The 14,039-nt window shown below is 57.2% G+C and carries 11 protein-coding genes; 5 read left to right on the top strand and 6 right to left on the bottom strand.

Annotation, left to right across the window (positions count from 1 at the left end; translation table 11 throughout):
* Window positions 1–135: 135 nt before the first annotated feature.
* Complete coding sequence (locus OUO13_RS19520; protein ID WP_283175583.1) at window positions 136–1,914, bottom strand: hypothetical protein; 1,779 nt, start codon at window positions 1,912–1,914, stop codon at window positions 136–138.
* A 546-nt stretch (window positions 1,915–2,460) separates the two neighbouring features.
* Here OUO13_RS19520 and OUO13_RS19525 point away from each other — a divergent pair.
* The 5 genes from OUO13_RS19525 (at window position 2,461) to OUO13_RS19545 (ending at window position 9,422) form a co-directional block, all read left to right on the top strand.
* Complete coding sequence (locus OUO13_RS19525) at window positions 2,461–3,867, top strand: APC family permease (RefSeq protein ID WP_283175584.1); 1,407 nt, start codon at window positions 2,461–2,463, stop codon at window positions 3,865–3,867.
* 197 nt (window positions 3,868–4,064) lie between these two features.
* On the top strand, window positions 4,065–5,216 hold the full coding sequence (locus OUO13_RS19530; RefSeq protein WP_283175585.1) for an extracellular solute-binding protein: 1,152 nt from the start codon (window positions 4,065–4,067) through the stop codon (window positions 5,214–5,216).
* Window positions 5,217–5,234: 18 nt separating this feature from the next.
* Window positions 5,235–6,518 (top strand): tyrosine--tRNA ligase, encoded by a 1,284-nt coding sequence (gene tyrS, locus OUO13_RS19535; RefSeq protein WP_283175586.1) that lies wholly within the window; start codon window positions 5,235–5,237, stop codon window positions 6,516–6,518.
* Between the two features lie 105 nt (window positions 6,519–6,623).
* On the top strand, window positions 6,624–8,249 hold the full coding sequence (locus OUO13_RS19540; protein WP_283175587.1) for a methyl-accepting chemotaxis protein: 1,626 nt from the start codon (window positions 6,624–6,626) through the stop codon (window positions 8,247–8,249).
* 738 nt (window positions 8,250–8,987) lie between these two features.
* Entirely contained in the window at window positions 8,988–9,422 is a 435-nt protein-coding gene (locus tag OUO13_RS19545; RefSeq protein ID WP_283175588.1) for a potassium channel family protein, read from the top strand.
* 21 nt (window positions 9,423–9,443) lie between these two features.
* Here OUO13_RS19545 and OUO13_RS19550 read toward each other — a convergent pair whose 3' ends face one another.
* The 5 genes from OUO13_RS19550 to OUO13_RS19570 all read right to left on the bottom strand — a co-directional run bounded on the left by OUO13_RS19550 (window position 9,444) and on the right by OUO13_RS19570 (window position 13,969).
* A complete protein-coding gene (locus OUO13_RS19550; protein WP_283175589.1) occupies window positions 9,444–10,361 on the bottom strand; it encodes a helix-turn-helix domain-containing protein in 918 nt (305 codons plus the stop codon).
* Between the two features lie 80 nt (window positions 10,362–10,441).
* The gene (locus OUO13_RS19555; protein WP_283175590.1) at window positions 10,442–10,918 is read right to left on the bottom strand and encodes a universal stress protein; all 477 of its coding nucleotides are present in this window, start codon (window positions 10,916–10,918) and stop codon (window positions 10,442–10,444) included.
* A gap of 16 nt (window positions 10,919–10,934) precedes the next feature.
* Window positions 10,935–12,263: a TRAP transporter large permease gene (locus OUO13_RS19560; protein ID WP_283175591.1), complete on the bottom strand. Its 1,329-nt coding sequence runs from the start codon at window positions 12,261–12,263 to the stop codon at window positions 10,935–10,937.
* 103 nt (window positions 12,264–12,366) lie between these two features.
* On the bottom strand, window positions 12,367–12,888 hold the full coding sequence (locus OUO13_RS19565) for a TRAP transporter small permease (protein ID WP_283175592.1): 522 nt from the start codon (window positions 12,886–12,888) through the stop codon (window positions 12,367–12,369).
* Between the two features lie 7 nt (window positions 12,889–12,895).
* Window positions 12,896–13,969, bottom strand: coding sequence for a TRAP transporter substrate-binding protein (locus tag OUO13_RS19570; protein WP_428982369.1), 1,074 nt, complete (start codon window positions 13,967–13,969; stop codon window positions 12,896–12,898).
* Window positions 13,970–14,039: the final 70 nt, after the last annotated feature.

The following is a 14,039-nucleotide window of genomic DNA, read 5'->3' on the forward strand; positions in this document are numbered from 1 at the left end:
CATTCTCCGTCCTGACCTGCGGCTCCACGCCCAAACACAACGGGGCTGCCTGTTGGCAACCCCGCTGCTGGAAGAAAAAACCATCCGTGGTTGGGCCCGAGAACCCGTCATCCTTGAATCAGCACAGGGTGATACTTACTCAGCAGACGCAACCTGCATCACCACATTGGTGTAGGTACCGGCGGCAATCGCGGTTTCCACACCATCAACCAGCATGGTCAGGGTTTTGCCAGAGGCGGCGGTAATGCTGGCGCCGTCTTCAATGGTGATGCTGTTCAGGTAGGAAGTGGTATCCACGACCCATGAAGAGCTGCCATCCATGGTCAGGAACAGACCGCCATCTTCACCAGTCGCTTCGAAGGTGTTTTGCACCTGACCGATGTAGTAGTACTGGTCGGCGGTTACGTCGGCAGCAGCCAGACCATCCAGTTCAAACTGGAAGGCAGTCGTAGCCGTGGTGATGGCACCGGTCAGAGTAGCGCTGGCCAGGGTCACATTCAGGTCACCAGATGCGGTGTTGCCGTGAATGATGTCGCCGCTCAGGGTGACGTCAGTGAAGCTGGCGCTGGAAGAAGAACCGGTGCTGCCACCCAGTTCCGGGAACATCGCCACAAACTGGGCGAAGTACGGGTCATCGTTTGGCATCAGCTGCAGAATCACACCGTTGGCGGAGTTCAGGCTGGCGTTATCCACTTCGATGGTCGGGAAACTGCCCTTGGCCTGGATCACCGCTTCACCGGTGTTAAACACCGCACCACGTTCGATGCGCAGGGTGCCGTTGCCGTTGGAGTGCAGCATCACACCAAAACGGTCGGAGTTAACCACGGTGCCATCGGTGAAGGTGCCTGCACCTTCAGCGGCCATGATCAGACCGTAGTCGTTCACGTTCAGTTTGCAGTTACTGAAGGTATCCACCGCGTCACCAATCGAGTAACCGCCGTAACCGCTGTCGCTGGTTTCCAGAGTGGAGTTGATGCAGTACAGGCGTACCGATTCGGTATCGTCAGTCGACAGCACACCCCAGCCCTGAGCCTTGATGGTGGAGTTGTTGTAGTAGGCGGTGCCCTGACCCACCAGGTTGGTGGCACGTACGTTACCGGTCAGACCCAGCATCCATGGCACTTCCATCATTTCACCGAGGTTCACGTTCCAGACGTAGTCTTCCGGCAGGGTGCCGTTGTGCACTTCGATATTGGAGTTGTTCACCGACATGGTGCTGTTGCCATCCACAAACACGGCGGTACGTACCGCACCGGTGGTTTCGATGGTGGCGTTCTCAACATTGACGTTGGCGTAACCGTTGGAATAAATCGCGGCGCCAAAACCGGCAAAGTCGTTACCACCGTTACCGGTGAAGTTGATGGTGACGTCGCTGATGTCGTAATCAAAGGTATCGGTGTTATCCGCGCTGCTGGTCACCATGATGCCGTTAAATTTTTCACCCACAGAGGTGATGCTGCCGCCACTCAGGCTGCTGTCGGTGACTTCACCGTCAACATAGGCCGACGCTACCGACTTGCTGGCCACATAGGCGCCATCTTCCACATACACGGCGGTACGGAAATAGTGCGGGTCGAGTTCACCATAGGTGATTTCGATATTGTCGGTCGGGGTCAGCACCACAGTGCCGCTATAGCTGCCTTCGGCAAGCGGAGTTTCCACACCGTCGACGGTCATGGTCAGACTCTTGCCGTCTTCGGCAGCCAGAGTGGCGCCGCTGGCAATGGTCAGGGAATCAAGGGTGGTGGTGCTGGAAACGGTGTAACTGGAGTCTGCAGCGACTTCCAGAGACTGGGTGGTATCCGCGCTGGATGACTTGTTGTCGGAGTCGGAACCACAGGCCGCCAGGGTGATGGCCAGGAACAGAGGCGACAGGCGCAGCAAAGCCGGGCCGTGATATTTTGGCTGTTTCATTTTTATTGTTCTCTCGGATTCTGGATATGGAGTACCCGTTTCCGCGTTACTGCCAGAAACGGAAACTGCAGGAACAATAAGGGCCGCTTCGGCCATCACTTAAATCGTTTGATTCAATGTTTATTATCGGAATCGACCATTGCAATTGACCCATTATGCCCTCTGCCACCACCAGACAGGACATATGATTCAGGAAGTGTCAGGGCTTGGTCAGGCAATATCACCGTTTCCGAATCAACAATCATTCATATTGATAACGATATATCGTGCATATCAGCCGGGCTGATCCCAGCAATACCATCAATACCAGATATTGATATTTACGATGGAGAGCAACTGCAACTTGTTACACAGCCGTTCTGTTTTTGTTGCCACCGAGCAGCTGACAGCCCCTGCCACACAACCGCGCTGACAGTCATGACCGTTGTTCTTGTCGCTGAATGACTGTCACTCTGGTGCAACAAACCGGCACACTGGAGCATGAAACCGCCCTGTTGGCGGTGCCATGATGAATGACATCGAAGTCTGAATGGTGGAGTCCCAACCATGTCCGGTTCCATTTCCTCGTCTGTTCCGGTGGCGTCCTGTAGCGCCGCGGCGGCCACGCCTCAACCGCGCCGCAAGATTCATCTGTTGACCATGATTTCCATTTGTCTGGGCCTGGTGATTGTTCAGGGCTCCATGATTTCCGCGACCCAGGGTATTGGTCTTGGTGGTACGGGTTTTCTCGCCGCGCTGCTGGTGGCGTTTGTGATTTCCCAATGTAACGCCATGTCGTTTGCCGAGCTGGCGCTGATGTTCCCCCACGCCGGTACACTGGCTACCTATACCGAAAAAGCCATTGGCCACTTTCCGGCGATTGTGGCGGTGTTTGCCGGTTATGTGGTGGTGGCCATGCTGGCAATTCCGGTCGAGATGTTTCTGGTCGACGCCATGATTGGCCAGCTGTTCCCGGATACCTTTCCGCACATGGCGGTGCCGGTGGTGATTCTGCTGGTGCTGGTGGTGACCAACCTGGTAGGCACAGATGTGTTTGCCACCGTCCAGAATGCCTTGTCGTTTGTATTGGTCAGTGCGCTGTTGCTGACCGGCATCACCGCGGTGGGCCATGGTCCACAAGCCACCATCGCCGCCGGTGCCGCGGTCGACTGGAGCCTCAGCGGTGTGCTCGATGGCAGCTTTCTGTCGCTGATTGCACTGGCCATGTGGCTGATGGTGGGCGTTGAATTTATCTGCCCGCTGGTGAACGAGATTGATAACCCGCAGCGCAATATTCCGCGCGCCATGTTTATCTCGCTGGTGGTTATGCTGGGACTGTTTACCCTGTTCAGTGTGGGTGCCGGTTTTTATGTTCCCGCCGAGCAGCTGACCACATCCGAGCTGCCCTACCTGGATTACGTCGAAGCGGTGTTTGGCCAGTACGGCCTGCTGCTGGCCACCATAATGGGTGTGGCTGCGACCTGCAGTACAGTGAATACCGTACTGGCCGGGGTGCCGCGTATGCTGCAGGGCATGGCCGAAAACGGTCAAGCCTTCCCGCAACTGAAGATCACCAGTCGCCGTTTTGGCACGCCATGGGTCGCCATTGTGTTTATGGCCGGTATCATCCTGATTCCAATGTGCCTGCTGAAGGTCGACCTGCTGCTGACCCTGCTGATTTCGGCGTCCACCAGCTGGCTGCTGGCCTACATCGTTGCCCATATCAACGTGCTGGTACTGCGCCGCCGTTATCCCGATTATCCACGGCCATTCCGTTCGCCCTGGTATCCACTGCCACAAGTGTTTGGTATCGGCAGCATGGCCTGGATTGCACTCAACAATGCACCTTCCCCGGAAATGGTGTGGCAGGTGTACGAAATTACCGGCGGCATCCTGCTGCTGATCAGCCTGATTGGTGCCGTCTGGGTGCGCTTTGTGATGAAACGCGGCCTGTTCGAGCCTGACCCGGTGTAACACCTGATTTTCTGACACGGACTTCCTGACCGGAAGAACCGAAGCTTGGCGGTGTTCTCACCGCCCTTTTTATTACCGGTATTACCAGCATAAAAACCGCTCCATTCCTGACAGCCGCGGCTGCCCGGGGCCCTGATGTTTTGCCTTCAATCCGGATATCACCCTCGTATCCGGACAATTCAACGGGAGATAACCCTATGAACCGGAACCGACTTTCCCTGCTCGGCAGTCTGCTGCTGGCCATATGCCTGTATATCAATCCGCTGACAATCAACGGAGTAGCGGCCAATACAGCCGACAACATAAAGGCCGTGCGTACCCTGCATATCCTCAACTGGGGTGAATATATCGACCCGGCGGTTATTGCGGACTTTGAAAAGCAATATAACGCCCACGTGGATTACAGCGCCTATTACAGTGTTGAGGAATTCAGTGAAAAGCTGTTTGACCCGGCCAATCATTTTGACCTGATTTTTCCGACGTCCAGGGTGATCAACACCCTGGAAGCGGGCAATCGTATCCAGGCCCTCGATACCCGCCAGCTGCCGCGTCTCAATGAATTACGCACGGACATTTTCCAGCAGTACCGCCAGCAGGACAGCAACAGCCTGCACGGTGTGCCCTATATGTGGGGTACTACCGGTCTGGGGGTGAATGTTGAGGCCCTGCAACGTCTGGGCATCGGCCAATACAAGGATTCCTGGGCGTTGCTGTTTGACCCCGCGGTCCGCGCCAAGGCCGCCCAGTGTGGTATCGCCTTGCTGAATGAACGGGACGAACTGTTTGCCGCCGCGCTGGTGTATCTGGGCTATTCGGTGAATTCCAGTAATCCCGATGAACTGGCCGCTGCCGGTGTACTGCTGAAAGACAGCGTTGCCGCTGCCACGTACCTGCACGCCACCCAGTACCGTCAGGACCTGCCACGCGGCAAGGTCTGTGTCGCCGTCGGGTATTCCGGCAACGTACTGGCCGACATCAGTGGTTATCCACAGCTGGCCTATTTTATTCCGCGCGAAGGGGCGGCTATCTGGATCGACGTGATGTCGGTGCCCACCGACGCCAACGCCCCGGATCTGGCCTATGCGTTTATCAACTTCCTGATGGAGCCACACAACGCCGCCCGCAATTCCAACTATCTGGCGTTCCCGACGGCCATGCAATCGGCAATGCCGTTTGTAAAACCGGAAATTGCCGCCAACCCGGCGATATTCCCTGCCGGAGGCCAGTTGCCACTGGAGGCACTGGTGCCTCAACCACGCAGCACTGCGCGCCTGAAACACCGCTTATGGGTAACCGCAATCTGTTCCGGCCGCGACTGGTGCTCGATTCCCATGACATCCTTTTTCTGATCAGAGCTGAGCCGAGCCATGACCACACAACCCGATCCCGGCCTGGTGCCGGACCTTGTTGCCCGTAACCTGATAGCCCAGAGCAGTGCCGAATTGCCCTTCATGGAGGAGTACCTGAATGGCGAACCACGCACCCTGTATTGTGGCTTTGACCCGACCGCTGGCAGCCTGCACATTGGCCATCTGGTGCCCCTGCTGATGCTGCGCCGTTTCCAGCTGGCCGGTCATCGACCGCTGGCCCTGATTGGTGGCGCCACCGGCATGATTGGTGACCCGAGTTTCAAGGCCACCGAACGCAGCCTTAACAGCGTTGACCAGATCGACCAGTGGGTCGAAGCCCTGAAACAGCAGATTGGCCGTTTTCTCGACCTCAGCAGCGCCACCCTGGTGAACAACCGCGACTGGACCGCAGGTATCGGCGTGCTGGAATTCCTGCGCGATATTGGCAAGTACTTCTCGGTTAACAGCATGATCAACAAGGATTCCGTGCGCACCCGCATCGAACGCCCGGATCAGGGGATTTCCTTCACCGAATTCTCCTACAGCCTGCTGCAATCCTGGGACTTTGCTGTCCTCAACCGCGACCACCAGTGTTCTCTGCAACTGGGTGGCAACGATCAATGGGGCAATATCACCGCCGGTATCGACCTCACCCGTCGCATGAACGGCAACACGGTGTACGGCATGACCCTGCCACTGATCACCAAGGCCGATGGCACCAAATTCGGCAAGACCGAATCCGGTACGGTATGGCTCGACCCCGAACGAACCTCACCGTACCGGTTCTACCAGTTCTGGCTGAATACCGCCGATGCCGATGTCTACCGCTTCCTGAAGTTCTACAGCTTCCTGCCGGTCAGTCGTATCAACGCCATCGAAGCCAGCGATGCTGCCAACCCCGGTCGTCCGCAAGGACAACAGATTCTGGCCGAGGAAATTACCCGGCTGGTGCACGGTGAAACCGGTTTGCAGCAGGCCCGACGTATCAGCGCCAGCCTGTTCAGTGGCGAAGTCGCTGATCTGGCCGAAAACGAATTACAGCAGTTGGCACTGGATGGCCTCAGCACCAGCCCCTGGACCGTGGGAGACACTCTGACCGACGCACTGGTCAACGCCGGGCTGGCCAGCTCACGCCGTAACAGCCGCGAATTATTGGCCAGCGGTGCAGTGATGCTGAACGGCCGGACGGTTACCGAAGAAGCGCTGCTGTTAACCCATCCGCTCAGCCTGCCCGGTGGTTATCACCTGCTGCGCAAAGGCAAAAAACACTTTGCCCTGCTGATTCCGGCCGCCTACCCCTGAACGGCATCCGTGTTGTTACCTGAGACCCAAGGATGGGTCGCTTTATCAACACCGCAAGCAAACTGGTCTACTCTTTCCTCAAACAATTGTTATTGAGGAACTGTCATGCTTCGTTCCATATCGATCAAAGTGCGCCTGCTACTTCTGGTCGTTTGCCCAATCGTCGTACTGATCGGGACGGCTTCGACAACCTTATCGATTATGCTAAAACAGCATCAGGATATGGTTTCTCTTTATCAGGATCGGGTTGTACCTTTGCAACAGATCAAGGCAACTTCCGATTCCTACGGCATCGCGATTGTGGACTTGTTCCATAAGTACAGAGGCCAGCAGATAAGCCAGCCAGAACTTGTCAACTCGGTTAATCAGGCTCGACAGAAGGCGTCTCAAACCTGGCAAGCGTATAAGGAAACCCTTCTAACCGAGAGAGAAAAAAGCCTGATCGCCATTGCAGACCAGAATTTTGCGAAAGCTTCACAGCTGATCGACCGCTATCTGGCAGCCGTGCAGAACCAGACCTTTCTCGACATCCCGGGCCCCGAGTTTATTCATGAGCTATACAGCACATTCGATCCCCTGACTGTCGCTCTGGAGGAGTTGATACAACTGCAACTCGATGTCTCAGCAGAATTCGTTGCCTCGTCGGCAGACAATTTTGCCCAGACTCAAACACTGCTGCTGGCGATCTGTCTGCTTGCCTTGAGCGCCATCCTGATTTCGGGGCTGTTGATCTACCGCTCAATCAATCAGCCCATCAATTCTCTTATCAGCGATCTCAATCACATTGCAGAACGCTCGGATTTACGCCACCGCATCCGGGTTGAAAGTAACGATGAACTGGCACAGCTGGCAAAAACCCAGAATCACATGCTGGAACGTTTCCACCAGATTTTGCAGCAACTACGTGATGCCGTGCATCAAAGCGCGGTTGCCTCGGAAGAAATGAGTATGATCGCCAGCCAGGTCAGCCAGACCGTATCGCGTCAGAATGACCAGATTCTGTCGGTTACCTCGTCGATCACCGAAATGTCTGGCGCGGTGCGCGAAGTGGCCAACAGTGCCGCTGAAACCGCGCATCAAGCCCATGCAGCTAATGATCAGACACTGACTGGCCGCCAACAGATCAATGCCAACATTGCTTCGATTTCTCGACTGTCCGAATGCGTAGAACGCTCCGACGATATTGTGAATCGCCTGCATCAGCAGTCCGGTTCCATATCGGAAGTGTTAACTGTCATTCGCAGTATTGCCGAACGCACCAATCTGTTGGCCCTTAACGCAGCGATTGAATCAGCCAGGGCTGGCGAAGCAGGACGTGGATTTGCGGTGGTGGCCGACGAAGTGCGGGCACTGGCACAAAACACCCAGAAAGCGACCGAATCGATAGGTGACATGATCAACGTGCTGCAGTCGTCCTCAATGGAAGCCGTCAGCATTCTCAAGGAAGCCCGTTCCCGCGCTGCCGATAGCGTCAGCACTACCGAAATTACTGGCCAGTTGCTACAGGATATCGCTTATGCTGTAGGCAAGATCAACGATATGAACCTGCAAGTATCCGCCGCTACTGAGCAGCAGGCGGCTGTATCGGATGATATCCAGCGTACGGTAGTGTTATTCCGCCAGGCACTGGATGAAGTATCGGAAAATGCCCGCCAGAGCGCGATTGCCAGTGGCGAAATAGCCAGCCTTTCCAATGGCCTGCAGCAACAGGTAGCAGTGTTTGCGATCTGAGCTCCGGTGTTGGGCGTCGGACGTCAGGCGCAATTGTCACTAATAGTAGGCTGGTGCACAGCGAAGCGTGCCCAGCATCAGAGCGACGCCGAAACACCATCGCGGCCAATGGCGCGCTCCTACCACAAAACCAGCTTCACCCACCAAAGGTGGCCACCGTTAATTGCCCATCTGGGCGAGCCGGTATTCACCGCAACGGCCGACCCAGCCGGGGCATGGATGCCCCGCAAGGCCGGGGGACAAGGTCCCCCAAGAGGGCAAACAGCCTCGCCAATTAACAAGCCGAGTAGCCGTCGGACGCCAGACGCCAGACGCCAGACGCCAGACGAACAATATCCATCAACATCGTTTTCACCCAGCGCAGCTGGCAGCCCAATGCCCATCTGGGCGAGCCGGGATTCACCGCAACGGCCGACCCGGCCGGGGCATGGATGCCCCGCAAGGCCCGTTGGCACAGGGATGTGCCATCGGGCCGGGGTCGAAAAGCCGTTGTCGGGGAATTTCGGAGACACGAGCCCAGTCGGGCAAAAGCAGGGGGAGGCCCGCCCGGCCGGGGGACAAGGTCCCCCAAGAGGGCAAGCAGCCTGGCCAATTAACAAGCCGAGTAGCCGCCAGACGTCGGACGCACTCAATGACCCACGGCAGATTTGTGCCAACCAGCAGCACCTTCCAGCAGCCTCGCAAGCAGCACCCGAGTAGAATGGTATCCGGCTTACCAGTAGCGGAACCCTCCCCCACATGTTGTCTGTATTTGTTCTTAACACCCTGATTGTTGTGCTGGTGGTCGTCACCCATTACGAGTTTCTGGGCTGGCTGGGCATGGGCCTGGGGGCGCTGGCATTGCGCCATCGTTCCCGCATTCTGGTCGGGGTATTCGGCGCACTGGTGGCCCATTCGGTAGAAGTCTGGATCTTTGCACTCGCCTATTACGTGATGAGCCACACCGACGGCTGGGGCGTACTGACTGGCAACACCCATGACACCCTGCTCGACTGCGCCTATTTCTCGTTTACCGTGTTCACCACGTTGGGATTTGGCGACATCCAGCCGGAAGGCAACCTGCGTTACCTCACTGGCCTCGAAGCCCTGACCGGAATGGTGCTGATCACCTGGACCGCATCGTTCCTGTTTGTGGAAATGCAGCGCCACTGGAGCGAGCGCCAGCGACGCTGATCTGGCCAGACAGCAGCCAGGTTAGTTGCCCCGGCCTCGACGCGTGACCGACGGCAACTCACCCATCTGCTGCTGATACTGACGGGCAAAACGCCCTGGGTTGGTGAAGCCGAACGCCATCGCCAGTTCGGTGACAGTGGCATCCCCACCCTGACGCAACGCCAGATGCACCTGTTCAATGCGCAAGGCTCGCAGATAAGCGGCCGGAGTCAGGCCGGTTTCGCGGCGGAACAGGTTATAAAGCGTACGGGCACTGACCGCCGCCGCCGCCGCCATCTCTTCAATACCAATGTCATCACCGATATGGTCGAGAATCCAGCGCCGGGCTTTTTGCAACGCAGCGGCCTGCAGTGGTCGCGAACTGAATGACAACGACAGCGAATGCGGCCAGCCCTGCAGTAACAGGGTGTCACACAGGCGTTGCTGACAGTCGAGCGCCTGCCGCCAGAGCGGTTGCCCGCCGTACAACAGACCATCCTCCAGCAACAACAACAGACTGCGCATGGCTCGGCTATCGTGGGCACAGGCCCCCAACTGCAGCGGTTTACCACCACAATACAAACCCAGCTCACGCGCTGAAGCCTGTAATTCCGACACAGGAATCCGCACCAGTAACAGCACCGAACCAGCCAACACCTGCAGATGCAGGACAGCGCTGGCATTCAGTACCCGGACTTCGCCAGCACACACCCGTTGCACAACGTCATGATCCGCAAGCCGCCCGCTGTGGGCGTTTTCCAATGCGCCGGTTCCGGCTGGCAACCACTCCACCTGACCTTGCAGACAACCCAGTAAAAACAGCTGTCCACAGGGCATACGGCCCTTCAGGGTCTGAACGGAATCACTGCTGATTCGCAGGTAGTCACGTTGTCCCAGGCGTTGCCAGTTCCAGCTGGCCGGCCACTGACAGGGTGGCTGGCCGTCCAGAAAACATTGCAAACCATAATGTGGTTGAGCATGGTTCAGAGGTCCCCGGGAAGCCGTCACCTGCCAATGTGACGGCTGTACCAGGCGCACCATCAGCCCAGCGGCACAATCAGCACCGGACGTGTGCTGTGGTGCATCACCTTGCTGGCGGTTTCTCCCAACAAGGCGGTGTGGTGGCGAACCCCCATCACAATCACACTGGCGTCGATTTCATCGGCTACTTCGAGGATTTTTTTCCACGGTGTGCCTTCTTCAACGCGCGCCGTGACCTGCTCGTCGCGCAACTGGTTGTGGTCTTGCAGCTCCTGCTGGCGGAAGCGTTCAACCCGCTCTACCACTTGCTGCTGGACATGGCGCAGACCATCGTCGTGCAGGGCTTTTAACGACGGATCAGTCGCCATCATACTTCTCACCAGCCGTTCGGCATGTTCACGCATGGGTTCCACCACATGCAGGAAGGTGATGTGTGACTGGTAATGGCCACACAGACTGACCGCGGTGCGGAACGCCGGGCGAGCGCCCGGCTGGATGTCAGAGGCGTACAGAATACGGGTTACATCAGGCAGCATAGGGTTCCCTCCCAACTCAACGGTACAGTAACTGTGGCAGGATCAGTGAAATCGGGGCGATAAAGGTAATCAGCGCCAATCGCACAATGTCAGCACACCAGAACGGTGTAACACCTCTGAAAATGGTGGCCGGGTTAACGTCGCGCAGTACCGCACTCAGAACAAATACGTTCATCCCCACCGGAGGGGTGATCAGACTGATTTCCGTCACCACCACCACCACAATGCCAAACCACACCAGGTCAAAGCCAAGGCTCTGCACCAGCGGGTAAAAAATCGGCACGGTCAGCAGCACCATCGACAGGCTTTCAAACACCATGCCCAGCACGATGTAGATACCCAAAATCACCAGAATCACGCCCATCGGGCCGATATCCAGCGAGCTGACAAAGGTCAGAAGTTCTTCCGGCAGACCGGCACGGTTGATAAAGTCAGAGAAAATCAGTGCGCCGATCAGCACCGCAAACAGCATGGCGGTGGTACGACCGGTATCCGCCACGGCCAGGAAGAAGGTGCCCAGCGTCAGTGAACGACGCGCCAACGCAATCACCAGTGCACCACCGGCACCAATACCCGCCGCTTCGGTCGGAGTGAAAATACCGATGTAGATCCCCCCCATCACCACAATAAACAGGGTCAGCACACCCCAGACGCCCTTGAGGGCGTTGATGCGCTGCGGCCAGTCCATCTTTTCACCACGCGGGCCTTCTTCCGGCTTGCGCCACACCACATAACGCACCGCCGCCAGATACAGCAGGATGCCGAGGAAACCAGGCAGGAAACCGGCAGCAAACAGCTCACGGATACTGGTTTCGGTCAGCAGACCGTAAATCACCAGAATTACACTGGGCGGAATCAGGATACCGAGGGTGCCACCGGCAGCGATGGAAGCCGTGGCCAACGAGTCGGAATAACCGAACTTGCGCATCGGTGGCATCGCCACTTTGGCCATGGTGGCCGAGGTTGCCAGCGACGAGCCACAGATGGCCGAAAAACCACCACAGGCCACAACGGTTGCCATCGACAGGCCACCTTTACGATGCCCCAGAAAGGCGTTGGACGCCTGATAGAGTTCTTGCGACAGGCCCGACTGGGTCACCAGGTTACCCATCAGGATAAACAGCGGAATCACCGACAGACCGTAATCCTGGGAGGTGTCCACCACCCGGTTGGCGGCCATCGACAGGGCGCCGGTCCAGCGGAAATCCATAAAGTTTTCAAAGGTCAGGCCCTGCAATACAGCAAACCCGAAAAAGCCGACCAGTCCCATGGCGAAGGCGATTGGCACCCGCACCAGAATAATCAGCAGCAGCAGAATGGCGAAGCCGATCAATGCAATTGTCATGTGTACATACCCGAATTTGGTTCAGAACACCTGCGCCCAGGCAGCCGCAAGGCGCCGTTTCCAGCCGGAAACCGCGTCATCAGCAACTGCACAGCGCAGGAGGTCAGTGTTGCCGGTATTCCCGGAACAGGCGGTAAACGCCGTAAGTGATCATCAGGACGGCCGTTACGTAACTCATCACCGCGATGTATTCGATGATGTGTCCGACCGGTAATTGCAGGTATTCCGTCACCACGTTGCGGCGCAAGGAGCGCTCGGCCAGTTCCATCAGACGGTCAGCCAGCACATAAAACGAGGTTGATACCAGCAAGGCGGCCAACAATCCGAGTGCACACACCAGACGGCTGCCGAGATAACGGTCGAGCATGTCGACCACGATGTGGCCACCACGCCAGGTAATCACCGGCATCTGGGCGTACACCAACAGAGCGATGGCGATTTCGGTCATCTCCACCGCACCATCCACCGAGTCATTAAAGAAATAGCGGCCAATCACATCGGCACAGGTCAGCAGCATCATCAGGCAGATGATGATTCCGGCGAACACTTCGAGGCCAAAGGCCAGCCATGCGGCTGGCCCCCGCTCTTCGTAATGTTCCGCCACCCAATTGGTCAAGGCAGACATGCGGGCCTCACTTGGCTACTGGAGCTTGGTAGTTACGAGCGATCTCTCGCAGTTCGGCAAGCGCCGCGGCGGCATCCACACCACGGTCTTTAACGGAATCGATCCACTGCTGGTCCATACCGGCAGTGAGTTTTTCAAACTCTACCGCCATCGGGCTGCCTGGCTGCACACGGTTGATGGTGACACCCGCCGCTTCCGCGGCGGCATAACCTTCCTGATCACCGGCATCCCAGGCACGACCGGCCATGGCAGACAGTTTTTCACCGGATACCGACAGAATGGCCGCGCGGTCTTGTTCGCTGAGGCTATCCATAAAGTCCGGGTTGATGAAAATCGAGAAGGCACCCATGTACATGCCGTCAGGCAGCACAGTCAGGTATTTGGTCACTTCGTTCAGGCGCAGTACTTTCTGCTCCATCACAGGCAGGAACACACCGTCGATCACACCCTGTTGCAGCATCTCGTACACTTTTGGCGCTGGCGCACCCACCGGGGTCACCTCCATACGCTCGCCCAGAGTGGTCTGCACGCCACCACCGACACGGATTTTTTTGCCCTTCAGATCCGCCAGCGAGCTGATTGGCTCACGGGTGTGAATCTGGCCAGGGCCGTGGGTGAACATACCAATCAGTTCCAGACCTTCGAACTCGTTGGCCTTGGCCAGACGGCTGGTGTACACGCGCCACAGGGCCACAGAGGAGGCTTCGGCACCGGCACCCAGGCCTGGCAGCTCGACGATTTGTGGCAGAGTAAACTGGCCAGGTACGTAACCGTTAAAGCTGAAAGAGGCGTCGTACACGCCATCTTCCACCGCCTGGAACAGGGTTTTCGGATGGCCAGAGGTATTTTCGATGGTGACCTTTACACGGCCTTCGGTGGCTTCTTCCACCCACTTGGCCCAGGTTGGCCACACCACGGCGTTCTGGGCGTTGGTTGGTGGTAACCAGGTGCCAACTCGCAGTACGGTTTCGGCCAGAACAGAGCCGGATGCCAGCATCGACAGGCCCAGAACAGCCACCCGCAGGGTGCCGCCAACGCGCTTGCCAATGGCTGATTTGAATGTGCTTGAAATGCGTTTCATGGTTCGGGGTTCTCCCTTTTGTAATTATGTAGCGCCCGTATGCCCACGGGCTGAGGACACATCACACACA

This window comes from Parathalassolituus penaei, from assembly GCF_026626885.1.
Classification (GTDB): Bacteria; Pseudomonadota; Gammaproteobacteria; order Pseudomonadales; family Oceanobacteraceae; genus Oceanobacter; species Oceanobacter penaei.

What these genes read in the sequence shown, in the direction of transcription:
- OUO13_RS19520 (WP_283175583.1), bottom strand. Translation starts at nt 1,914, where the DNA reads ATGAAACAGCCAAAATATCACGGCCCGGCTTTGCTGCGCCTGTCGCCT.
- OUO13_RS19525 (WP_283175584.1), top strand. Translation starts at nt 2,461, where the DNA reads ATGTCCGGTTCCATTTCCTCGTCTGTTCCGGTGGCGTCCTGTAGCGCC.
- OUO13_RS19530 (WP_283175585.1), top strand. Translation starts at nt 4,065, where the DNA reads ATGAACCGGAACCGACTTTCCCTGCTCGGCAGTCTGCTGCTGGCCATA.
- tyrS (WP_283175586.1), top strand. Translation starts at nt 5,235, where the DNA reads ATGACCACACAACCCGATCCCGGCCTGGTGCCGGACCTTGTTGCCCGT.
- OUO13_RS19540 (WP_283175587.1), top strand. Translation starts at nt 6,624, where the DNA reads ATGCTTCGTTCCATATCGATCAAAGTGCGCCTGCTACTTCTGGTCGTT.
- OUO13_RS19545 (WP_283175588.1), top strand. Translation starts at nt 8,988, where the DNA reads ATGTTGTCTGTATTTGTTCTTAACACCCTGATTGTTGTGCTGGTGGTC.
- OUO13_RS19555 (WP_283175590.1), bottom strand. Translation starts at nt 10,918, where the DNA reads ATGCTGCCTGATGTAACCCGTATTCTGTACGCCTCTGACATCCAGCCG.
- OUO13_RS19560 (WP_283175591.1), bottom strand. Translation starts at nt 12,263, where the DNA reads ATGACAATTGCATTGATCGGCTTCGCCATTCTGCTGCTGCTGATTATT.
- OUO13_RS19565 (WP_283175592.1), bottom strand. Translation starts at nt 12,888, where the DNA reads ATGTCTGCCTTGACCAATTGGGTGGCGGAACATTACGAAGAGCGGGGG.
- OUO13_RS19570 (WP_428982369.1), bottom strand. Translation starts at nt 13,969, where the DNA reads ATGAAACGCATTTCAAGCACATTCAAATCAGCCATTGGCAAGCGCGTT.